Below are 22,072 nucleotides of genomic sequence, written 5' to 3'. Positions count from 1 at the left end.
GCTGGAGGCCGCGCTCGCGGAATACGCCGCCGCGCAGGGTGATCCGCTGCACCCCGCCGCGATGATGGCCGCGGCGCTCGGCTACCACCGGCGCGAGCGGCAGCCGCTGTGGTGGGCGCACGCCGACCGGCTCAGTCATCCGGTGGACGAATGGGCCGAGGCTCCCGGCGTTCTGGTCGCCGACTGGGGCACGGTCGACACCAAGTGGCATCGGCGCCCCGACCGCCCGGCGATGCGGCGCTACCTGACCCTGACCGGCCGGATCGGCACCGGTTCGAGCGGCGCACCCGGCCCGAGCACACTCACCCCGGGCACCACCGTCTACACCTTCTACGACCAGCCGATGCCGGACGGCATGGTCACCGGGGCGGGCCTGCGGGCCACCGCGACGGCGACGGTGCTCGGCTGCTCGGTGGACACCGAATTCGACGACACCGTCCGGCTGGAGGAATTGCTGCCCGAGAGTTGCGAACCCTACGACGACCTGCCCTCCGCGATCGCGCCCGGCCTCCCGGACTGGGACGAGAACGCGGAACTGGCGATCGAACTCGCCGCGCAGCAGTTGCTGATGACCCTGCCGGACGCCCCACGCTCGGCCGTCTTCGACCTCCTCGCCCGCCGTCCGCCGCGGCTGCGCGGCGAGGCCGGGTTGCCCGAGGTGCACGGCGACTACGCCGTGGCGATCACCGCCGCGCTGTGCGCCCTCGACGACTCCTACCTCGCCGTGCAGGGCCCGTCGGGCACCGGGAAGACCGCGACCGCCGCGCGGGTGCTGGAGCGGCTGATCACACGGAACAAGTGGCGCATCGGCATCGTCGCGCGAGAGGCCGCCACCGTGGAGAACCTGCTCGACGCGGTCGTGCGGGCGGGCGTGCTGCCGGAACTGGTCGCCAAGAAGGACGCGGCGGCGGTCGCCCCGGAGTGGGTGGTGATCGACGCCGCCCGCTATCCACGATTCCTGGACAACGCGATCAGCGGTTGCGTCCTCGGCGGCGATCCGGCCGATTTCGCGAACGAGGATCTGGTGCCGCGTGCGGGCCTCGACCTGCTCGTCGTCGCCGACGCGGGCAGCTTCCCGCTGGCCGAGACCGTCTCCGTCGCGGCGTGCGCACGCAACCTGTTGCTGCTCGGCGACCCGGTCGCGTCGAGCGCACGCGGCGCCCACCCCGCCCCGATCGGCGAATCGGTGCTCGGCTGGCTGGCCGAGGGACGCCAGACCTTGCCCACCGAGCGGGGCTACTTCCTGGACCGCACCTGGCGGATGCACCCGGCGGTCTGCGAACCCGTCTCCCGCCTCTACTACGACGGGCGGCTGCGCGCCAACGAGACGGTCACGCTGGCCCGTCGCCTGGACGGCGAGCAGCCCGGCTTGGACACCGTCCTGGTGGACCACTACGGCAACGCCACCGAGTCACCGGCGGAGGCGCGCGAGGTGGTGCGCCGGGTGCGCGCCCTGCTCGGCATGTCCTGGACGATCGGCGCGACCACGCGCAGGCTGCATCCGCACGACATCTTCGTGGTCGCGCCGTACGCCGCTCAGGTGGGTCGCATCCGCACCCTGCTGGCCCGCGCCAAGATCGAGGACGTCCTGGTGGGCACACCGGATCGCTTCCGCGGCCGGGAGGCGGCGGTGGTGCTGCTGTCCATGACCACCTCCTCCCCCGCCGACGCGCCCTACGGCATGCCGTCGCTGTTGTCGCGCGGCTTGATCCACGCGCTGTGCCGCGCCATGTGGAAGGCGATCGTCATCCGCTCGCCGCTGCTCACCGAGTATCTGCCCGCGAGCACGGACGAACTCGCCGATCTCGGTGCGTTCCTGCGGCTGACCGACGCGGGTCAGCCGAAGCAGACGCCCTCGCCCCGGTAGGTCGGCACGCCGACGCGGGAGCCATCCTCGTCGACCAACTGCACGGCGTCGAACCGCTCGCACAATTCACCGGCTTTCGCGTGCCGGAACCACACCCGGTCGCCGATCCGGAGTTCCGCGGCACCCGACAGCGGGGTCTGCACCTCACCGGCGCCCTCGGCGCCGAGCAGCTTCAATCCGCGCGGCCACACCGGCTTGGGCACCCGCGACGACCCGGTGGGGCCGGAGGCGATGTAGCCGCCCGCGAAGACGGTAGCGATATCGGCCGCGGGCCTGCGCAGCACGGGCATGGCGAAATACAGCGCGGGTCTGGGAGTGAACGCGCGGTAGTCGTCGAACAGCGTGGGCACATACAGCCCGGACCCGGCGGTCACCTCGGTGACGTCCGGATCGGCGACGCTGACCTCGATGGACCCGCTGCCGCCGCTGTTGACGATCTCGAGTTCACCGGTCACCGAACGGACCGCGTCGAGCACCTGGGCCCGGCGTTTGCGGATCTCCGCCGCCGACGCCCGCTTCACCAAGCGCACCGCGACATTCGAATCAGGAAGCCCCGCGATCTGCGCCTCGTAGGTCATCACGCCCACCACGTCGAAGCCCCGCCGCAGCGCCGCATCCGCCAGGGCGGCCGCCTGTTGCGGCGTGCGGATCGGAGAACGGCGCACACCGAGGTGCAGTGGGCCGATGCGCAGGGACGCGTCGACGTCCAGACAGACCCGTGGCCGTACCCGATCGGTGCCGAGGGCGGCGCGGATCAGGTCGAGTTGCCCGGCATCATCGATCATCAGCGTGATCGATCGCGACGCGATGTCGCCGGCGACCAGTTCCGCCAGCGCCGCGCGGTCCACGGTCGGATAGCCGAGCAGGACATCGCGCGCTCCGTGGCGCACGAGCCAGAGGGCCTCGCGCAGGGAGTAGGACATGACGCCCGCGAAGCCGCCCGCGGCGGTGAGATCGGCGCCGAGGACTTCGGCGAGCACGGCGCGGCAGCGCACGGATTTGCTGGCCACTCGGATCGGGGTGCCCGCCGCGCGACGCACCAGGTCGGCGGCGTTCGCGCGCAGGGTGGGCAGGTCGAGGGCGGCCAGGGGCGGGTCGAGTTCGGCGGTGGCCGCGTGCAGCCCCGCGATCGGCGACGTCTCGGTCACCAGGACAACTCAACCACCAAGTTGGTCAAACGTCCAGTATTTGTCAGATCTCCGCGGCCTTGGTGGCCAGTCCACTGACCATCTCGTCGAGCACCACCAGCATGGTCTCGTCGTTGCAATCGGCCAGCCAGCGCAGGACCGTGCCCTGCACGATCGAGACCACGTTGCAGGCGATCGCCTCCACCGGCTCCAGCCACTGCGTTCCCGACCGCTCGGCACACAGCTTCAAGAACGCGGTGACCTCGGCGTCCTTCTCACGATAGAACCCCGTCGCGATCGGATCCGGGAAGCAATCGGTCCTGTCCTCCCAGCGCGCGCGCAGCGCCTGCAAGGTCATCTCATACGACTTGATCTGCCTGTCCGGGGTGGCCTTGACCAGTGGCCAGTAGGCACTGACCCCCGCGTGCAGCAACACCCGCAGCGCGCGCAGGCCCGTGCAGTCGAGCGTGGCGGCCGCCGTTTCGACCGCGTCGGTGACGGCGGGGCGTAGCCGGATTTCTGTTATCACTTCTCCACGTGCGCTCAACGACGACTCCCTCTCGGCGAAAGAACTCACGCACCTGCGTTGGCGCGACTCGCTGAACAGGGCGGGCAACATCGGGAAATACTCGGGCTGCCCGGTCCAACGTTCACCAATGGTAGAGCGTTTTCGGGGTTTGAGAACGGGTTCGATGGGTAATTCCAGACTGAAAGAATGTTTTGTTACCCAACCGGGATCGCAGCGCGATCATGCCGTGCCGCCCGGAAATCCCGCTATGACGGGGGATCTGGCCGTTCACCTTCGCCCGGCAGACCGTTGACAACGGTACGGTCCGAGTCGTCGGCAACCCAAATCCTGTGGCAAATGCCACAGCGAAACCGCGCGAATCGGTCAGCATAACGTGCGGGGTTCGATCCGCTCCCGACACCGTTTCGTTCCGCGTGCCCGATAGCCTGGATCGGTGACTCTCTCGCCCCCCGCCGACCAGTACTTCCTCTCCGGCACGTTCAACTTCCGCGACACCGGCGGGCTGCGCACCCACGACGGCGCCAAGGTTCGCCCGGGTGTCCTGCTGCGCTCGGCCCAGCTGAGCGGACTCGACGACGCCGGCCACGCGGCGCTACGGGAACTGAGCATCAGCGACGTCCACGACCTGCGCGGACAGCGCGAGATCGACCACATCGGCGCCGACCGGCTGCCCGCGGACGTCCGGCTGACCATCACTCCGTTCGACTCCAGGATGGCCGAGGCTCCGCCGCACGAGGCGACCGCGCGGACCGCCTACACGCACATGCTCGAGGTCTACCGGATGTTCCCGGCGCTGCCCGAGGCGCACGCCGCCATCGCTTCGCTCGCCGAGTCCATCCTGCGCGGCGAAGGCGCCGTGCTGGTGCACTGCGCGGCGGGCAAGGACCGCACCGGCTGGGCCGTCGCCACGCTGCTGCGCGCGGTCGGCGTGACCGAGGCCGACGTCCAGGCCGACTATCTGCTCAGCAACGGGGCCGTCCCCGCGCTGCGCGCCCTGATGACGGGCAAGCTGCTGGCCGGCGAGGAGTTGTCGATCGACCTGCTCGGCGTGCGCGAGGAGTACCTGGACATCGCCACCGCGTCGATGCGCGAGTTGCACGGCGATCTGGACGGTTACCTCGCGACCATCGGGCTGACGCCCGAGTTGCTCACGCGCTTGCGCGAGCGAATGCTGGAGTGAGGGCCGATCACTCGACCGGCGCCACTCCCCTGCGCACCAAGCCGTCGGCGTCGATCGTCACCTGATCGCCGGTGTGGAACCAGGTTCCGGTGAACCGCGCCGCCGTGGTGGTGGGGTCGTTCCAGTAGCGCGGGGTCACATTCGGCCCGCGACAGAGCAATTCGCCGCGGCCCGCCGTCGCCCGCGGCCCCCACAGGGCCAATTCCGTTCCGCCGAAAGGAAACCCGAGCACCGCGGCCGCGTCGGACGAGTCCGGCTGCTCGGCGTCGTCCACCGCGAGACCGATGCCGCTGGTTTCGGTCGCACCCCACACCGACCACTGCCGGGCCGCGGGGAACACGCCGCGCAGTTCGGCCGTGAGCTCGACGGGAGCCACCGGGGACGCGGCGCGTTCGGCGCGATGACCGGCTTTGCTGATCCGCGCGATGCCCTCGGTGCACAGCCCTTCGGCACGCAGTTCGGCGAGTTCGGGCAGCAAGCCCGCGAAGATCCGCGGCGTCGCGGAGACCATGTCGATCCGCTCGGCGGCGATCGCCTCGGCCATGCCTCGGGCGTCTTGGGTGAGTACCACGGTGCCGCCGACGGCGAAGGTCGGCAACAGCTGATCGACGCAGCCGCTGGCGTGCGCCAACGGCAGCAGCACCAGGTTGCGCAGGCCGTCGGTGGGCAGGTCCAGCGCGGCGACCACCGAGCGCACGGCCGACAGCAGATTCTCGTTGGTCAGCTCCACGCCCTTGGGCGTGCACGTCCCGCTCGTGTAGCTCAGCAGTGCAAGGTCGCCCAGCGCCGCGCCGTCGTCGATGTAGGCGGCGCCGTCGGGCAGCTCGGCGCCCTTGGGGCCGAGCACGAAATCGGCACGGCTGTCGGCGATCACGCGCTCGGCCACCGCCTCGGGTAACCCATCGTGAACCAGCACAGGTACCGCGCCGCTGAGCAAGGCGCCGAGGAACGCCTGCACCCAGCGAGCGCCGGAGGACATGTGCACGGCGACGCGGTCGCCGTATCCGATGCCGTGCTCCTGCAAGCCGCCCGCGATCCGGGAGGCGCAGTGCCACAGCTCGCGGTAGGTCAGGCGCGGGCCGCCGATCTCCACCACGGCTTCGCGGCTACCGAAGGCGTGCACTTGCAGATCCAGCAGTTCGGTCAGCGCGGGTGTGAGGTTTCCGTAGCGCAGCACCCCGTCGGCGCCACGGGCTAGCGGGTTGTCCCAGGCGGGCGGGCCGTTGAGGGGATATTCGACGAGCAACTGCGACATTCGTCCTCCGCGTGCCTCGAGGTATCAGGCACTGCGACTATATGACGCATGTCACAACTTCGCTGCGATAGGCGATGAACGTGTCCCAGCTGTCACCGCCCCGAGTAGCGAGCCTTCCCCGGACCCTGCTCGAGGAAACTGCGCACCCCGCCCTTCAGGTCCTCGGTGTCGAACAGCACCCCGGACACCTCGGGCGTCACCGAATCAGCATGTGCCACACCGCCGGAACGCCAGGCCTCGATGATCTTCTTGGTCGCCGCGTTCGCCTTCGTCGGGCCATCGGCCAGCCGGTGGGTCAGCGCCTTCGCCGCCGCGTCGAGGTCTTCGTGCACGGCGTTGACCACGCCCCACTCGGCCATCGTCGCCGCGGCGTAGAGGTCGCCGGTCATCACGAACTCGCGGGCCCGTCCGGAACCCGCGCGTTCGGCGAGGCGCTGCGGCCCGCCCATCGACGGGGTCAGCCCGACCACGATCTCCACCAATCCGAACCGGGCATTCGGCGCCGCGAGCAGGATGTCGCAGGCGAGCGCGATCTCGAAGGCGGCGGTCAGGGTCAACCCGTGCGCGGCGAACACCACCGGGCACGGCAGCGCCTCCAGCGGATGGATGATCTGCGCGAACAGGGTGCGCCACAACTCGGCGCCCTGCTCCGGGGTCAAGCCGTCGAAAACGTGCACGTCGACCCCGCCGGACACCACCTTGCCCTCGGCGCGCAGCAGCAGGGCGCGCGGCGGCCGCGCCGACAGCTCGGCGATATCGGCGATCAGCGCGTCCATCATCGCCCGATCGAAGAGATTGAGCGGCGGATGGGCGAGGGTGAGGGTCGCCACCTCCGCGCCGGCGTCGGTGCGGACTCGTTCCAGCCGGGTGGCCTTCGTTTCACTCATCCGGTCAGCGTACGAGGTCGATCTGGAAGACTGTCGATGTGACCAAGTCGGCCAGCCAGCGCGGTTCCTACGTCGAACCCGGCGAGTTCAAGAGGGACACGAACTACATCACCACCCGGATCACGGCCGACGGCCGCGACGGCTACCCCGTCCAGCCGGGGCGCTACCGGCTGGTCGCGGCGCGCGCCTGCCCGTGGGCCAATCGAACGCTGATCGTGCGCAGGCTGCTCGGACTCGAGCCGGTGCTCTCGCTCGGACTGTGCGGGCCCACGCACGACAAGCTCAGCTGGACCTTCGATCTGGACCCCGGCGGCGTCGACCCGGTACTCGGCATCCCCCGGCTGCGCGACGCCTATCTGGCCCGGTTCCCGGACTATCCGCGGGGTATCACGGTGCCCGCCGTCGTCGACGTGCCGACCGGGCAGGTCGTCACCAACGACTACGCGCAGATCACGCTCGACTTCTCCACCGAGTGGACCGCGCACCACCGGCCCGGCGCGCCGCAGTTGTACCCGGAGCCGCTGCGCGCGGAGATCGACGAGGTGAACCTCGCGGTGTTCCGCGACGTCAACAACGGCGTCTACCGCTGCGGGTTCGCCGGGGCGCAGGACTCCTACGAGGCCGCCTACGACCGGCTCTTCCACCGCCTGGACATGCTCTCCGAACGCCTTGCCGCGCAACGGTATCTGGTCGGCGACACGATCACCGAGGCCGATGTCCGGCTGTTCACCACACTGGTCCGCTTCGACGCGGTGTATCACGGGCACTTCAAGTGCAACCGGTCCAAGCTCAGTGAGATGCCGGTGCTGTGGGCGTACGCGCGCGATCTGTACCAGACCCCCGGGTTCGGCGACACGATCGACTTCGGTCAGATCAAGACGCACTACTACGTGGTGCACCGGGACATCAACCCGACCGGGATAGTTCCCAAGGGCCCTGATCTGGCGAACTGGCTCACCCCGCACGGCCGGGAGGCCCTCGGCGGCAGGCCGTTCGGTGACGGAACCCCGCCGCCCCCTCCGCCGTCGGGCGAACGCGTGCCCGCGATCGGCACTCCCGCGTAATCGGCGATCCGGACGACGTCCGTCCGGACGAAAGCGAGGCAGCCGCCGGTGGAACCGATGCGGCTGGGTACTTCGTTGTCATGACGAGCTGACGGCAACCGGTGCCATACAGTTCTACCCAGCAGACCGGAAGAGGAGGATGCCGCCGATGCTCAAAGGCGCGTTCGAGAAGACGGTGGTCGAACTGCTCGACACCGGGTCCCGCCTGCAGGCCCCCGCGGTCGCCAAGTACGTGGACCGAATTCGTCGCTCCCATCCGGATGACAGCCCCGCGCAGATCATCGACCGGCTGGAGAAGCAGTACCTGCTCGCGGTGACCGGCAGCGGCAGCGCGGTCGGCGCGACGGCGGCTGTTCCCGGCGTCGGCACCGTCGCGGCCATCGCCGCCGTCAGCGCCGAGACCACCTTCTTCATGGAGGCCTCGGCGGTGTTCACCCTGGCGGTGGCCGCGGTGCACGGCATCTCGCCGGAGGACCAGGAGCAGCGCAGGGCGCTCGTGCTGGCCGTCGTGCTCGGCGAGAGCGGCATGCAGATCGTGCAGAAGAGCGTGGGCAGTTCCGCGAAGAACTGGGGCTCGGCCTTCGCCAACCGCATCCCCGGATTGTCGAGCATGAACGATTCTCTGCTGAAGCGGTTCATCATCCGGTTCATCACCAAGCGCGCCGCGCTGATGGCGGGCAAGGTGCTGCCCGCGGGCATCGGCGCCGTGATCGGCGGCGCGGGCAACCGCGCCTTGGGCAAGGCCACGATCAACAACGCGCGCAAGGCATTCGGGAAGCCGCCTGCCACCTGGGCCGGGCACCTGATCATCGACGCCGATCCGTTCACCGCGATCGACCCGGTCGAGCCGCGACCTCCGGCCGAGCCACGATGAGCGGGGCGCTGCCGATCGCGTTCGCGGTCCAGGGACTGACCAAGCGGTACGAACTGGCGACCGCCGTGGCGGACGTCAGCTTCACCGTGCCCTCCGGAGCCATCGCCGCACTGGTGGGTCCGCGCGGCGCGGGGAAGACCACGATTCTGCGGGCGCTGCTCGGACTGGTCGTCCCCACCTCCGGAACCGCGTCCGTCGGCGGGCCCGGTGCCCGGCGCGACGGCATGGGCTCCGCGAGCGTGATCGGCGGCGTCCTCGCGCCCCGCGGACTGCCTCCGGCCCGTACCGCGCGAGAACACCTCTGGATCCACGCCGCCGCGGCGAACGTCGCCGACAGCCGGGTGACCGAGGTACTCGAACTGGTGGGGCTGGACGAGCACGCCACGACCAAGACCGGCGTCCTGTCGATCGGGCAGCAGACCAGGCTGGCCCTGGCCACCGCGCTGCTCGCCGATCCTCCGCTGCTGGTGCTCGACGATCCGATGGACGGGCTCGACGCCGCCGAACGCGGCTGGCTGCACGACTTCCTGCGCGGGCACACCCGCCGCGGCGGCAGTGTCCTGCTGACCAGCGAGAGCCTCGGCGCCGTACTGCCCGCCGCCGACCAGCTGGTCGTCCTGAACGAGGGCACGGTGGTGTACCAGGGCACTCCGGCGCGGCTGCGGCGCGGGCACCCGGACCGTCTGGTGGTCGCGGCGTCCACGCCCATCGCGCTGGCCACCATGCTCGCGGCACAGGGATTCACCGACGCGGTGATCCGGCCGGACGGTCGCCTCGCCGTCGCCGAAGCGAGCGAAGCGCAGATCCGCACGGCCGCCACCGCGGCGCAGGTGCGCATCGACAGCATCGTCGCCGACCCGATCCATCCCGACCGCGTGCTCGCGTCGCTGACCAAACCCACCGCCGCGCCCGCGCCGCACTACCCGGGTCTCTCCGCGCCCGGCGCCCAGCCACCCTCGCCGACGCCCTACGGAATCCCACGATGATCACCATCCTGCCCGCGGACCTGGTGCCGAACGTCAACTCCGAGGTGCGCAAGGTCGTCACGATGCCGCGCGCCAGGACGCTCGCCGCCGCGCTGCTCGCCGTGGCACTGTTCGCGAGCCTGGTGTCGGCGAGCCTGGCCGGGCCGCCGGATCCGCGCGGCCAGCCCGCCACCGGCGCGGCGACGATCGGGCTGTACGTCGCGCTGGCGCTGGTCGTGCTCGCGGCCGCGGTCTTCGGCGCGGTGGGCACCGGCGCCGAGTACCGGTACCACAGCATGGCGGTGACCGCGCTGTTCACCGCGGACCGCGACCGGCTCGCCGCCGGGAAATTCCTGGTCATCGGGTGTTGTGCGCTGGCGGCGGCGGTAGCGGTCGAGCTGGTGTCGGTCGGGGCGCTGTTCGGCGTCGGACACGGCAAGGTCGCCGTCACCGGGGAGTTCTTCGCGGTACTCGGCGGCGGGCTGCTCGCCGCGGTCTGCTGGTCGCTGATCGGCGCGAGCGCGGGCATCCTGCTGCGATCCTCGACCAGGGCCGTGCCGCTGCTGCTCGGCTGGATCGTGCTCGCCGAACCCTTGATCTGGCTGATCGCCCGCGGCCTCGGCATTCCGGGCGTGGTCACCCTGCTGCCCGTCTCCGCGACCGTCGGCACCGTGGCGGTGGGTTCCTACCCCGACAGCGATCTACTCGCCCCCACCCCGGCCGCCGTCGTGGTCTTGCTGCTGTGGACCATCGGCCTGGGCGCCGCGAGCTGGTGGAGCCTGCGCACCCGCGACCTGTGATCCGCGCCTGGTAGGGAACAACGGCTTGTCGGCCGGTGTCGGTACCGTCGATGACGAACGCGGTACGACAAAGGGGACGAGCGAACGACGTGGACGGGGGACGTAGACCCGGCTGGATACGCAGGCTGTGGGCCGAATGCCTACCGCACCGCGCGGTGCTGGGCGGACTGGCGGCGGCCGTGGCCGGCGGGGCGGTCGTCGAGACCGCTGGGCCGCTGCTGACGAAACGGGCCGTCGACGCGGCGGGGATCGGTGACACGGCGGCGATCAGCGCCGTGGCCGGACTGATCCTGATACTGGCCGTCAGCCGGTCCGCGGCCGGGTTCGGACGGCGCTGGCTGGCCGGGCGACTGTCCCTGGACGTGCAGCACACGCTGCGCGTGCAACTGCTGGGCGCCTTGCAGCGGCTGGACGGCGTCGGACAGGACACGCTGCGCACCGGGCAGGTGGTGTCGCGCTCGATCACCGATCTCCAGATGGTCCAGGGCCTGCTGGCGATGGTGCCGCTGTCGGGCATGGCACTGCTGGAGTTCGGATTGGCCGCCGCGGTCATGATCTGGCTGTCCCCGCCGCTGGCTGCGGTCGCGCTGCTGGTGGTCCCCGCGATCGGCGTGGTGGTCTACCGCATGCGGCCCCGCCTGCACGCGGCGACCTGGTCGGCGCAGCAGCGCGCCGCCGATCTCGCCCAGCACGTCGAGGAGACGGTCACCGGCGTGCGGGTGGTCAAAGGGTTCGGCCAGGAAGCGCGGATGGTCGATCTGCTCGAGCGGCACGGTCGCAAGCTGTTCGCGGAGCGGATGCGCGCCGCGCGGATCGATGCCGGGTTCGCGCCGTCGGTCGCGACGATTCCGCAGATCGGCATGGTCGCCGTCATCGCGCTCGGCGGACTGCTGGCGCTGCACGGCAGTATCGGCATCGGCACCTTCGTCGCGTTCGCCGCGTATGTCGCCGTCATGACCGGCACCGCGCGCATCCTCTCCTCTGTGATCGTCATGGCCCAGCTGACCAGGGCGGCGGCCGAGCGGGTGTTCCAGGTGATCGACACCGCGCCGGTCATCGCCGAGCCCGACCACCCGGTGGAGCTGCCGGACGGACCGCTCGGCATCGAGATCGATGCGCTGAGCTTCGGTTTCGACCCCGACCGGCCGGTGCTGCGCGAGCTGGATCTGCGCGTGCGGCCCGGCGAGACGGTGGCGGTCATCGGCCCGGCGGGGTCGGGCAAGTCCACGCTCGCCCTGCTGCTCCCCCGGTTCTACGCGCCCGACGCGGGCAGTATCCGGCTGTTCACCGACGCCACCGCGTCACACGCCGGCTCCGACACCCGCGCGAATCCGCCCGCCGGGGCCCACACCGCCGAAACGATCTGCGTCGACATCGCCGACGTGCGCGCCGCCGACCTGCGCGCCGCCATCGGCGTCGTCTTCGACGATCCGTTCTTGTTCTCCGACACCATCGCGGCCAATATCGCGCTCGGACGGCCTGAAGCCACCGACGAGGAGATCAGGCAGGCCGCCGTCCAGGCCGCGGCCGACGATTTCATCGCCGAACTGCCCGACGGCTACGACACGGTGGTGGGCGAGCGCGGTCTCACCCTCTCCGGCGGCCAGCGCCAGCGGATCGCGCTGGCCAGAACGCTGCTGGCCCGCCCGCGCATCCTGGTGCTCGACGACGCCACCTCCGCGGTGGACGCAGTCACCGAGGCCGCCATCTTCGATGCCCTGCCCGACAACGGCGGACGGACCACGCTGATCCTCGCGCACCGGGAGTCGACGCTGGCCCACGCCGACCGCGTGATCCGGTTGCCCGCTCCCGCCGGGCACCTCGCTACCGAGCCGGACCCGGCTGCGACGCCGGTGTCCCGGGGGCGAGCGCTCGACGGTCCCTCCGGTCGGCGCTTCGGCAGCGCGGCGGCCGACATCAGCGAGACACCCGAGCTGCGCAGGACCATCGAGCTCCTCCCGCCCGCCACCGAGCAGCCGGGCATGGACGCGGAGCGGCTTCGAGAGCCTGATCCGGCGTTCCGGCTCACCCGCTTGCTGCGGCCGGTCCGCGCATTGGTACTGACGGTGATCGCACTGCTGGCCGCGGACGCGATCATCGCGATCGCCTTCCCGCCGCTGGTGCGCTACGCCATCGACGGCGGCGTGCTCGGCGACGAGGCCGGGGCGCTGATCCGCGCGGCGCTGCTCGGCACGGTCCTGGCCGGGGCGGGCTGGGCGGTCGGCGCGGCCACCACGATGCTCACCGCCCGCACCGGGGAACGGGTGCTTTTCGCCCTGCGTGTGCGCAGCTTCGCGCACCTGCAACGGCTCGGCTTGGACTACTACGAGCGCGAGCTGTCCGGGCGGATCATGACGCGGATGACCACCGACGTCGACGCGCTGTCGACCTTCTTGCAGACCGGAGTCGCCACCAGCCTGATCGGCCTGCTGACGTTGGTCGGCATCACGGCCGCGCTGCTGGTCATCGACGTCTCACTGGCGCTGGCCGTGCTGTCGACGGTGCCCGCCCTGGCGATCGCGACGGTGCTGTTCCGGCGGGTGTCGTCCACCGCCTACACCGTGTCGCGCGAGCATGTGTCGGCGGTCAACGCCGACTTCCAGGAGAACGTGACGGGCTTGCGCGCGGTGCAGGCCAACCGGCACGAGCCACGCGCCGCCCGTCGATTCGCCGAGTACTCCCAGCGTTACCGCAACAGCCGGTTGCGGGCCCAGCGGGCGATCGCGCTGTATTTCGCGTTCGTCGTCGGATGGGCGGACGTGGCCTTGGCGGCGGTGGTGTACTTCGGGGCCCGCGAAGTCGCCACCGGCGCCACCAGCGCGGGCACTCTGGTGGCGTTCGTGCTGTATCTGGAGCTGCTGTTCGTGCCGATCCTGCAGCTTTCCCAGGTCTTCGACAATTACCAGCAGGCCAGGGTCGGCCTGCGCCGGATCGGGGACCTGCTGCGCACGCCCTCCTCGATCGCCGCCGATCCGGCCGACCCGGTGCTCATCGACGGCGGGCTGCGCGGCGAGGTGATGTTCGACGACGTCCGCTTCCACTACGCGGGCAGCCGCGTTCCCGCGCTGGACGGCGTCTCGCTGCACATTCCGGCGGGCTCCACCCTGGCCCTGGTCGGGCCTACGGGCGCGGGCAAGTCGACCGTCGTCAAGCTGCTGGCACGGCTGTACGACCTGCCCCCGGACTCCGGTTCCGCCGGTGAAGCAGAGCCCGCGGCCGCCGCACCGAAAAGCGAAAGCGGAGTAGTCGCGGATGCCCCGGGCGCGATCCGGGTGGACGGCGTCGACGTGCGCGACTACCGCCTCGCCCAGTACCGCTCTCGGCTGGGCATCGTCCCCCAGGAAGCTCACCTGTTCACCGGCGACGTGGCGAGCAACATTGCATTCGGGAAACCATTCGCGACACCCGAGGAGATCGCCGCGGCCGCCGCCGCGGTGGGCGCGACGGAGATGATCGCCGCCCTCCCGCTCGGGATGAACCAGCCGGTCGGTGAGCGCGGGCGCGGCCTGTCGGCCGGGCAGCGGCAGCTGATCGCGCTCGCCCGCGCCGAACTGGTCGCTCCGGACTTGCTGCTGCTCGACGAGGCCACCGCGACGCTCGACCCGGACGCCGAGGCATCGGTGCTGGCAGCGAGCCGGTCACTGAGCCGGGAGCGCACCACGGTGCTCGTCGCGCACCGGCTCGGCACGGCCGCGCGCGCCGACCGGATCGCCGTCGTCGATCATGGGCGAATCGTGGAGATCGGCTCCCACGCGGAGCTGCTCGCGGCGGGCGGGCCGTATACCCGGCTGTGGGCAGCGGCGCAGGCGTCGGAGGGAATATTCTCAGGTGACGCCGGGTCATCACCAATAGGGTCGGGGGTGTCGGGTGGTCGGTGAATCCGCCGATTTGCTGCTGGGCCTATCCTCAGATAGGGCGCATCGGCGCGCAATCCGCTGATCCCCGTGCCGGGCACGTCACAAACGTCGCAGCGCGAAGAACGAAATGAGGCGAACACCTGCTGTGAGCAGCTCAACTTCCCAGTTCGGACAGAACCAGTGGCTAGTCGATGAGATGTATCAGAAGTTCAAGCAAGATCCATCTTCGGTCGACGAGAGCTGGCACGAATTCCTGGCCGACTACACGCCTGAGGTGAGTGGCGACTCCGGCAACAGCCAGTCCGCCCCCGCCCCCGCGCAGGCTGCCGCTCCCGCACCGGCTCCGGCGGCCGCCAAGCGCAACGACGCCAAGCCCGCCGGCACCAAGCCCGCCTCCCCCGCGGCTCCGAAAGCGCCCGCACCGGCCGCCGCCAAGCCCGCACCGGCCGCCGCCAAGCCGGCCGCGGTGAACGCGCGCACACCGCAGACCACCCCGGCGCCGACGTCGAACGCCGCGCCGACCTCCGGCCCGAAGCAGGCCGACACCGCCGCCGACGAGTCGAAGGTGCTGCGCGGCGCCGCCGCCGCGGTGGCGAAGAACATGGCCGCCTCGTTGAGTATCCCCACCGCGACCAGCGTGCGCGCCATCCCGGCCAAGCTGATGATCGACAACCGCTTGGTCATCAACAATCACCTCGCCCGCACCAGGGGCGGCAAGATCTCCTTCACCCACCTGCTCGGCTACGCCATCGTGCAGGCGGTCAAGGCCTTCCCGAACATGAACCGGCACTACGCCGAGGTCGACGGCAAGCCGAACGCGGTCACCCCCGCGCACACCAACCTCGGCCTGGCCATCGACCTGCCCGGCAAGGACGGCAGCCGGTCGCTGGTCGTCGCGGCCATCAAGGGCTGCGAGGCGATGACCTTCGGGCAGTTCCACACCGCCTACGAGGACATCGTGCGCCGCGCCCGCGACGGCAAGCTCACCGCCGAGGACTTCTCCGGCGTCACCATCTCGCTGACCAACCCGGGCACCATCGGCACAGTGCACTCGGTGCCCCGTCTGATGAACGGGCAGGGCGCGATCATCGGTGCGGGCGCGATGGAGTACCCCGCCGAGTTCCAGGGCATGAGCGACGAGCGGATCGCCGATCTGGGCGTCGGCAAGCTGATGACGCTCACCTCCACCTATGACCACCGCATCATCCAGGGCGCGGAGTCCGGCGACTTCCTGCGCACCATCCACCAGCTGCTGATCTCCGACGGCTTCTTCGACGAGATCTTCCACGGCCTCGGCGTGCCGTACGAGCCGATCCGCTGGCGCAAGGACATCCGCGAACGCGGCGTCGACAAGAGCGCGCGCGTGCTGGAGATGATCGCGGCCTACCGCAACCGTGGCCACCTGATGGCCGACACCGATCCGCTGCGGCTGGTCAAGGAGAAGTTCCGCAGTCACCCGGACCTGGACGTCACCCAGCACGGCCTCACGCTGTGGGACCTGGACCGCACGTTCAATGTGGCGGGCTTCCACGGCCAGGACCAGATGAAGCTGCGCGACGTGCTGTCCGTCCTGCGCGACGCCTACGTCCGCCACGTCGGTGTGGAGTACACCCATATCCTCGAACCCGAGCAGTTGCAGTGGATCCAGGAGCGGGTCGAGCAGAAGCACGCGAAGCCGACGGTTGCGCAACAGAAGTACATCCTGAACCGGCTGAACGCCGCGGAGGCCTTCGAGACCTTCCTGCAGACCAAGTACGTCGGGCAGAAGCGCTTCTCGCTGGAGGGCGCCGAGGCCGTCATCCCCATGATGGACGCGGTGATCGACCAGTGCGCCGAGCACAGCCTCGACGAGGTCATCATCGGCATGCCGCACCGCGGCCGGCTCAACGTGCTGGCCAACATCGTCGGCAAGCCTTACTCGAAGATCTTCACCGAGTTCGAGGGCAACATGAACCCGGCCGCCACGCACGGCTCCGGTGACGTGAAGTACCACCTCGGCGCGCAGGGCACCTACCTGCAGATGTTCGGCGACAACGAGATCGAGGTCTCGCTCACCGCGAACCCCTCGCACCTCGAGGCGGTCGACCCGGTCCTGGAGGGCCTGGTCCGCGCCAAGCAGGACCTGCTGGACAAGGGTGACGGGGCCGAGGGCTTCTCGGTCGTGCCGCTCATGCTGCACGGTGACGCCGCGTTCGCCGGTCAGGGCGTGGTCGCCGAGACACTGAACCTGTCGGGCCTGCGCGGCTACCGGGTCGGCGGCACCATCCACATCGTGGTGAACAACCAGATCGGCTTCACCACCGCGCCGGAGAACAGCCGCTCCACCGAGTACTCCACCGACATCGCGAAGTTCATCGGCGCCCCGGTCTTCCACGTCAACGGCGACGACCCGGAGGCATGCGACTGGGTGGCGCGCCTGGCGGTCGACTTCCGGCAGAAGTTCCGCAAGGACGTCGTCATCGACATGATCTGCTACCGCCGGCGCGGCCACAACGAGGGCGACGACCCGTCGATGACCCAGCCGTGGATGTACGACGTCATCGACACCAAGCGCTCGGTCCGCAAGGCCTACACTGAGAGCCTGATCGGCCGCGGCGACATCTCGCTGAAAGAGGCCGAGGACGCGCTGCGCGACTACCAGGGCCAGCTGGAGCGGGTGTTCAACGAGGTCCGCGAGCTGGAGAAATACTCGCCGGGACCGAGCGCGTCGGTCGAAGACGACCAACCGGTGCCCGCGAGCGTCGTGACGGCCGTGGACAAGGCCGTCCTGCAGCGCATCGGCGACGCCTTCCTCAACGTGCCCGACGGCTTCAACGTGCACCCGCGCGTCAAGCCGGTGCTGGAGAAGCGCCGTGAGATGGCCTACGAGGGCAAGGTCGACTGGGCCTTCGCCGAGCTGCTCGCCTTCGGCACGCTGATCGACGAGGGGCGCGCGGTGCGCCTGACCGGTCAGGACTCCCGCCGGGGCACGTTCACCCAGCGGCACGCGGTGATCATCGACCGCAAGACCGCCGAGGAGTACACCCCGCTGCACAACATCGGCAGCGAGAACCCGGGCTGGTTCGCCGTGCACGATTCGGCGCTGAGCGAATTCGCCGCCGTCGGCTTCGAGTACGGCTACTCGCTGGGCAACCCCAACGCGCTGGTGTTGTGGGAGGCGCAGTTCGGTGACTTCGTCAACGGCGCGCAGTCGATCATCGACGAGTTCATCTCCTCCGGCGAGGCCAAGTGGGGCCAGCTCTCCGACGTCGTGCTGCTGCTGCCGCACGGCCACGAGGGGCAGGGCCCGGACCACACCTCCGGCCGCATCGAGCGCTTCCTGCAGTTGTGCGCGGAGGGCTCGATGACCGTCGCGGTGCCGTCCACCCCGGCCAACTACTTCCACCTGCTGCGCCGCCACGCGCTCGACGGCATCCGCCGCCCGTTGATCGTCTTCACCCCGAAGTCGATGCTGCGCAACAAGGCCGTGGTCTCGGACCTGAAGGACTTCACCGAGAGCAAGTTCCGCTCGGTCTTCAACGAACCGTCCTACGAGCAGGGCATCGGCGACCGCAGCAAGGTCAAGCGCGTCCTGCTGACCAGCGGCAAGCTCTACTACGAGCTGGCCGCCGAAAAGGCCAAGCAGAAGCGCGAAGACGTGGCGATCGTGCGCATCGAGCAGCTCTACCCGCTGCCCGTCCGCCGCCTGAACGAGGCCCTGGAGGGCTACCCCAACGCCACCGATCTGGCATGGGTCCAGGAGGAACCGGCCAACCAGGGCGCCTGGCCCTTCTTCGGCCTCAACCTCCCCGAAACCCTCCCCGCCCGCTTCGCCAACACCAAGCTGCGCCGCATCTCCCGCCGCGCGATGTCGGCCCCGTCCTCGGGATCGAGCAAGGTGCACGCGGTGGAACAGGCGGAGATCATCGCGGAGTCGTTCGAACCGACGAGCTAGTTTCCTGCTGTGACGCCGGCCCGTATCGCTCAATCCTTTGAGCGATACGGGCCGGTTTCGTATCTGTGGGGTTGAGTTCTAGGACGTCGTCGAACAAAGTTTCAGGGCCTGCGGGACAGGTCGTCGGCTCTCCTGATCGCTGCTCACGCCTCGAACAAGCTCACACCTTGACGATCTCGATCTTCGGACCGCACAGCAACGCCATGTCCTCGGGGTCCGACGTCACCACCGTCGCCAGCCCACGAACCGAGCGGGCCGACGCAGCCAAAACGGCGTCGATCGCGTATTTGTGCCCACCAAGGCCATGCTCGCGCAACAGCACAGCGGCCTGCGCGGCCAACTCTCGCGTCACGGCGTGAACATCGATCTGTGACAACGTCCATGCGATGCGGGCAGCATTCACTTTGCTGTAATCGGCTTCCACCGTCGTCATAGCCGTGGTGGCCACTCGTACGCCGTCCTCTTTCGCAGCCTGCACCCACGCGAGCATGCGGCGATCCTTCCGATACAGCATGGACAGTCCCTCGCTGTCGAGGAACAGCACATCCGGCATCAGGCGGCCGATCCGCGCGAGCTCCGGCGGCGCCGCTGGAAACCCAATTCCGCCCGAGCCTCATCTATTTCCGCGCGCGTCAATGGCTCATTGTCCTTCTCGAAATCAGACACCAGTTCCCCCAGTTTGTCCATCGCCACACGCTGCTCCAACGCCTCGGCGACGTAGGCGGAGAAGCCGCCGGAGCCGACATAGGCTCGAGCCTGCTCAGCGAGATCCTCCGGAAGGCTGATCGAGTATTTCTTACTACCACCCATGGTCTTTATGCTACCAAGGGTAGCAAAGAGGCTACCAGCATCCACGCTTGCGCTGTCGCGCGAATTGTTAGGGCCTAACCAGTCCGTACTGAATTCACCAGTTACTGAACGCTCAACCCATCGGCATCAAATACCGGAGCGGCACCATACCTCCGTCGTCGACGGAATCGCTGCTGTCCTGAAAAGCGGGCGGCTACAGTACGGCCTCGGCGCTTATCGTCGCGGAGTCACTCGCAACCCTGGGCGTGGGTGATCGGGGTACACCGCTTGTACCAGTTGCGGACAGTGGTAACGGGTGTAGATGCAGAAGTGCTTACGCATGATGTCGAGAACCAATCGGGCCGCGGCGGTGGTGACATGTGGGTCATCGACAAGGCGCCGGAGACTGTCCAGAGTCGAGCACTGCACCGAGATGTCGTCACTGCCCGCGTCGGCATACTCGCCATACGACAACCGCACCCGAGGATGCCGACGCAGAAATTTGCGTTCGGCCTCGGCGGTGGGAACCAGCAGGCTGCGGCGGACAGACCAACGAGCAGGCCGAGGAGTTCACTCAGCGCTTCCGCCAGGAAGCGCGGGTAACCGCGCGCATCCGCCACCACGGGGTGCCGCAGGTATTCGACGCGGTGCTCGACGCCTCGTTCGAGGTGGTGTATCTCGTGATGGAACTGATCGACGGAATTCCGCTGCGCGACTACATCAACCCTGGCAATCCGCTGCCGCTCACCTGGGTTGCTGCGGTCGCGGCGGAGATCGCCACCGTGCTGTCCCACGCTCACGCGATCCCGGTCGTGCACCGCGACCTCAAGCCGGACAACGTGCTGGTCACCCGCGAGGGCGCGGTGAAGGTGATCGATTTCGGTATCGCCGCGATCCTCGATGTCCGATGACGCGCACCGCGTGCGAGAACAAGAGGCCTGGTTGATCCGCGCTGGACGAAGCGGGGAACGCGAGCCCCGCGCCCTACAGGACGGCCTCGCCATCCTCGGGTGGGACGAGGTGGGCGACCTCAGCCGGTACCGAACCGGGGGTGAGCTCAAATCGGCTCTGCGTCAGGCATACCCGGACGCCGGTCGAGCGTTGATCGGTAACTGGGCCGGACAGCTGTGGAAATTCGAGACGGAGATCCAGTACGGCGATCTCGTGGTGATGCCTCTCAAGACCCATGCCGGATACTTGGCGGTCGGCAGAGTCAGCGGCTCGTATGAGTTCCGTCAGGACGAGCCGAAAGAATTCCGGCAGGTGCGAAAAGTCGACTGGCTCCGCACCGATATACCGTGGGACGCGGTCCGACCCGATCTGCGGGCCAGCCTCGGCTCTCTCCTCACGGTTTGCGGCCTAACCCGCCACAACGCGCCACACGCATCGAGCATTTGGCGGCTCATGGTACCGATCCCGGCTTCGACGGGGACGAGGAGGCCACCAGCTCGGCCGAGCCGCTGGACGACGCCGCCTCCAGAGACCCATCGAATCCGCGTGAGCTGACCATTCGAAGCCTGCTCGAACACTGGGGCGTCGAACGACGCACTGCCGCGGTGATCTCCATGATCAAGTCGGATCTCGCGAGCAACGGACTGACCACGCGGCCCGCCTTCACCGAAGGCGCGTTGAGTGACATCGTCGCGCTTGTGCCGCTCGGAACAGAACCCGGGGGCGTCACGGTCACCGGCGCGGCCGAGGACATCGAGAACGTGACCGAGCCCGAGCCGATGTCTCGTCGGCTCGGCAGCCTCCCCGCTCGGCTTGTGTACGTGCCGTCCTCGGTCGATCCGACCTACGTCAAAACTTTGATGCTGCAACACCAGTTCTCCCAGGTCGCCGTCATCGATGAGGACGGCCCCTATCACGGTGCGGTGACCTGGGAGTCGATTGGGCAGGTGCACATCGCAAGCGATGACCCCACCTTGGCGAAGGCGACCGTATCGGCCCTCGTTGTCGATCACGATGCCCTTCTGCTCGATCAGATCGATGCGATCTACGACAGAGGATTCATCTTCGTCCGGGATCAGGACCGGGTCAGAGTCACGGGTATCCTGACCGCCTCGGATCTGACTCGTCAGTTCGGCACGCTCGCACGTCCGTTCATCCTCATCGAAGAGGCCGAGAACCGGTTGCGTCGTGCTGCCGACGAGCATTTCGAACTCGAGGACCTCAAGGGCTCGGTGGCCAACCATCAGAAGTCCCGGGTCAAGGACGCCTCGGACTTGACCTTCGGCAATTACGTCTTCCTCCTGCGCGACCCCGACCGCTGGCGCAAGCTCGGCTGGCGACTGGACCGAAGCCAGGTCATCGATCTGCTGGAAAGAGTCCGGAACGTTCGCAACGACTTGATGCATTTCGCGACCGACCCCTTGTCGGAAGAACAATTCGCCGCGGTCACCGGGCTCTTGCAACTGCTCCGTACAGCCGAGCCGAACCCGTAGCAGTCGGCATCGGAGCATCGACGACTACCTCCCGAAGGACGACGACGGTGTATGAGGAAAGGGTGTCGCCGCACCAGCAGGTAGCAGACGTGCCTTTCCTCTCCCGCGACTGTCCAGTCGGCACGTCGCCATGGTTCGGCATGCCGACCGAGCGTCATCGAGCGGGCATGAGCGCGGAGATCATGGCCATCCCGGCCGTTATACGGGGCACCCGTATGCGCGAATTCGCCGCCGCGCGCTGCGCGCAGGACCGGCTACAGCAGTGGCGGAAACGTGCACGAATTCAGTCTCCACTGAACCAGAGATACCCATTCCTACGGATAGCGGCTTCGGCAGCATCGCGCAATACTGCGAGCATCTCCGCTTCTTTGTCGTTGTTCGGCGACAGATGCGCTAGTTCGTCCAAGAGCATGGCCAGTTGGGTCGTGTTGAACATTGTGTCCGCGTGCGCGTGGAGACCCCGAAGCAGTGAGCCCGACGGAGCATTCTCTCGATACTTG

At 68.9% G+C, this 22,072-nt stretch carries 18 protein-coding genes; 11 read left to right on the top strand and 7 right to left on the bottom strand.

Features of this window, described 5'->3' with window-relative positions:
• Positions 1-1,867, top strand: a 1,867-nt coding sequence (locus NG1_RS30265) for a DEAD/DEAH box helicase (protein WP_218019016.1), incomplete at its 5' end; no start/stop codon positions are given.
• Here NG1_RS30265 and NG1_RS30260 read toward each other — a convergent pair.
• Positions 1,837-3,015, bottom strand: a complete 1,179-nt coding sequence (locus NG1_RS30260) for an amino acid deaminase/aldolase (protein WP_062976507.1) — start codon at positions 3,013-3,015, stop codon at positions 1,837-1,839. The two genes, NG1_RS30265 and NG1_RS30260, sit on opposite strands and share 31 nt — an antisense overlap.
• Before the next feature lie 43 nt (positions 3,016-3,058).
• Entirely contained in the window at positions 3,059-3,541 is a 483-nt protein-coding gene (locus tag NG1_RS30255) for a hypothetical protein (protein ID WP_062976523.1), read from the bottom strand.
• A 415-nt stretch (positions 3,542-3,956) separates the two neighbouring features.
• Here NG1_RS30255 and NG1_RS30250 point away from each other — a divergent pair, with 415 nt between their 5' ends.
• Positions 3,957-4,703, top strand: coding sequence for a tyrosine-protein phosphatase (locus NG1_RS30250; protein ID WP_062976504.1), 747 nt, complete (start codon positions 3,957-3,959; stop codon positions 4,701-4,703).
• Between the two features lie 7 nt (positions 4,704-4,710).
• Here the strand turns inward: NG1_RS30250 and NG1_RS30245 are convergent, their stop codons facing one another.
• Together NG1_RS30245 and NG1_RS30240 are read right to left on the bottom strand one after the other, a co-directional pair.
• Complete coding sequence (locus NG1_RS30245) at positions 4,711-5,958, bottom strand: class I adenylate-forming enzyme family protein (protein ID WP_062976502.1); 1,248 nt, start codon at positions 5,956-5,958, stop codon at positions 4,711-4,713.
• A 92-nt stretch (positions 5,959-6,050) separates the two neighbouring features.
• Positions 6,051-6,845, bottom strand: a complete 795-nt coding sequence (locus NG1_RS30240) for an enoyl-CoA hydratase/isomerase family protein (RefSeq protein ID WP_062976501.1) — start codon at positions 6,843-6,845, stop codon at positions 6,051-6,053.
• A gap of 38 nt (positions 6,846-6,883) precedes the next feature.
• Here NG1_RS30240 and NG1_RS30235 point away from each other — a divergent pair, with 38 nt between their 5' ends.
• The 6 genes from NG1_RS30235 to NG1_RS30210 all read left to right on the top strand — a co-directional run bounded on the left by NG1_RS30235 (position 6,884) and on the right by NG1_RS30210 (position 18,339).
• Positions 6,884-7,909 (top strand): glutathione S-transferase family protein, encoded by a 1,026-nt coding sequence (locus NG1_RS30235; RefSeq protein ID WP_062976499.1) that lies wholly within the window; start codon positions 6,884-6,886, stop codon positions 7,907-7,909.
• Positions 7,910-8,057: 148 nt separating this feature from the next.
• On the top strand, positions 8,058-8,783 hold the full coding sequence (locus NG1_RS30230; RefSeq protein WP_062976521.1) for a hypothetical protein: 726 nt from the start codon (positions 8,058-8,060) through the stop codon (positions 8,781-8,783).
• Positions 8,780-9,769, top strand: coding sequence for an ATP-binding cassette domain-containing protein (locus tag NG1_RS30225; RefSeq protein ID WP_062976497.1), 990 nt, complete (start codon positions 8,780-8,782; stop codon positions 9,767-9,769). Before NG1_RS30230 ends, NG1_RS30225 begins: the two co-directional genes overlap by 4 nt.
• Entirely contained in the window at positions 9,766-10,548 is a 783-nt protein-coding gene (locus tag NG1_RS30220; RefSeq protein WP_062976495.1) for an ABC transporter permease, read from the top strand. The genes NG1_RS30225 and NG1_RS30220 overlap by 4 nt, the downstream gene beginning before the upstream one ends.
• A 50-nt stretch (positions 10,549-10,598) precedes the next feature.
• Complete coding sequence (locus tag NG1_RS30215; protein WP_062976493.1) at positions 10,599-14,426, top strand: ABC transporter ATP-binding protein; 3,828 nt, start codon at positions 10,599-10,601, stop codon at positions 14,424-14,426.
• A 175-nt stretch (positions 14,427-14,601) separates the two neighbouring features.
• Positions 14,602-18,339, top strand: a complete 3,738-nt coding sequence (locus tag NG1_RS30210) for a multifunctional oxoglutarate decarboxylase/oxoglutarate dehydrogenase thiamine pyrophosphate-binding subunit/dihydrolipoyllysine-residue succinyltransferase subunit (protein ID WP_062976491.1) — start codon at positions 14,602-14,604, stop codon at positions 18,337-18,339.
• Positions 18,340-18,499: 160 nt separating this feature from the next.
• On the opposite strand, the gene NG1_RS30205 is transcribed toward NG1_RS30210, so the two are convergent.
• Both NG1_RS30205 and NG1_RS30200 read right to left on the bottom strand, forming a co-directional pair.
• Complete coding sequence (locus NG1_RS30205; protein ID WP_062976489.1) at positions 18,500-18,892, bottom strand: PIN domain-containing protein; 393 nt, start codon at positions 18,890-18,892, stop codon at positions 18,500-18,502.
• Positions 18,892-19,149, bottom strand: coding sequence for a hypothetical protein (locus tag NG1_RS30200; protein WP_062976519.1), 258 nt, complete (start codon positions 19,147-19,149; stop codon positions 18,892-18,894). The genes NG1_RS30205 and NG1_RS30200 overlap by 1 nt, the downstream gene beginning before the upstream one ends.
• A 359-nt stretch (positions 19,150-19,508) precedes the next feature.
• Between NG1_RS30200 and NG1_RS30195 the strand changes: the two genes are divergently transcribed.
• The 3 genes from NG1_RS30195 to NG1_RS30190 are packed head-to-tail and all read left to right on the top strand — an operon-like array spanning position 19,509 to position 21,572.
• Positions 19,509-20,039: a protein kinase domain-containing protein gene (locus tag NG1_RS30195; RefSeq protein ID WP_210750823.1), complete on the top strand. Its 531-nt coding sequence runs from the start codon at positions 19,509-19,511 to the stop codon at positions 20,037-20,039.
• The gene (locus tag NG1_RS39325) at positions 20,029-20,634 is read left to right on the top strand and encodes a restriction endonuclease (protein ID WP_501193578.1); all 606 of its coding nucleotides are present in this window, start codon (positions 20,029-20,031) and stop codon (positions 20,632-20,634) included. Before NG1_RS30195 ends, NG1_RS39325 begins: the two co-directional genes overlap by 11 nt.
• Positions 20,523-21,572, top strand: a complete 1,050-nt coding sequence (locus NG1_RS30190) for a CBS domain-containing protein (protein ID WP_062976486.1) — start codon at positions 20,523-20,525, stop codon at positions 21,570-21,572. Before NG1_RS39325 ends, NG1_RS30190 begins: the two co-directional genes overlap by 112 nt.
• Positions 21,573-21,855: 283 nt before the next feature.
• Here NG1_RS30190 and NG1_RS30185 read toward each other — a convergent pair whose 3' ends face one another.
• Entirely contained in the window at positions 21,856-22,008 is a 153-nt protein-coding gene (locus NG1_RS30185; RefSeq protein WP_157114323.1) for a hypothetical protein, read from the bottom strand.
• Between the last annotated feature and the right edge of the window lie 64 nt (positions 22,009-22,072).

This window comes from Nocardia gamkensis NBRC 108242 (genome assembly GCF_001612985.1).
Taxonomy (GTDB): Bacteria; Actinomycetota; Actinomycetes; order Mycobacteriales; family Mycobacteriaceae; genus Nocardia; species Nocardia gamkensis.
This window is presented reverse-complemented; position numbering and strand designations above follow the sequence as displayed.

Coding starts and splice junctions, on each gene's coding strand:
- NG1_RS30245 (WP_062976502.1), bottom strand. CDS start 5,958: ATGTCGCAGTTGCTCGTCGAATATCCCCTCAACGGCCCGCCCGCCTGG.
- NG1_RS30205 (WP_062976489.1), bottom strand. CDS start 18,892: ATGCCGGATGTGCTGTTCCTCGACAGCGAGGGACTGTCCATGCTGTAT.
- NG1_RS30220 (WP_062976495.1), top strand. CDS start 9,766: ATGATCACCATCCTGCCCGCGGACCTGGTGCCGAACGTCAACTCCGAG.
- NG1_RS30210 (WP_062976491.1), top strand. CDS start 14,602: ATGTATCAGAAGTTCAAGCAAGATCCATCTTCGGTCGACGAGAGCTGG.
- NG1_RS30230 (WP_062976521.1), top strand. CDS start 8,058: ATGCTCAAAGGCGCGTTCGAGAAGACGGTGGTCGAACTGCTCGACACC.
- NG1_RS39325 (WP_501193578.1), top strand. CDS start 20,029: ATGTCCGATGACGCGCACCGCGTGCGAGAACAAGAGGCCTGGTTGATC.
- NG1_RS30215 (WP_062976493.1), top strand. CDS start 10,599: ATGACGAACGCGGTACGACAAAGGGGACGAGCGAACGACGTGGACGGG.
- NG1_RS30185 (WP_157114323.1), bottom strand. CDS start 22,008: ATGTTCAACACGACCCAACTGGCCATGCTCTTGGACGAACTAGCGCAT.
- NG1_RS30240 (WP_062976501.1), bottom strand. CDS start 6,845: ATGAGTGAAACGAAGGCCACCCGGCTGGAACGAGTCCGCACCGACGCC.
- NG1_RS30225 (WP_062976497.1), top strand. CDS start 8,780: ATGAGCGGGGCGCTGCCGATCGCGTTCGCGGTCCAGGGACTGACCAAG.
- NG1_RS30200 (WP_062976519.1), bottom strand. CDS start 19,149: ATGGGTGGTAGTAAGAAATACTCGATCAGCCTTCCGGAGGATCTCGCT.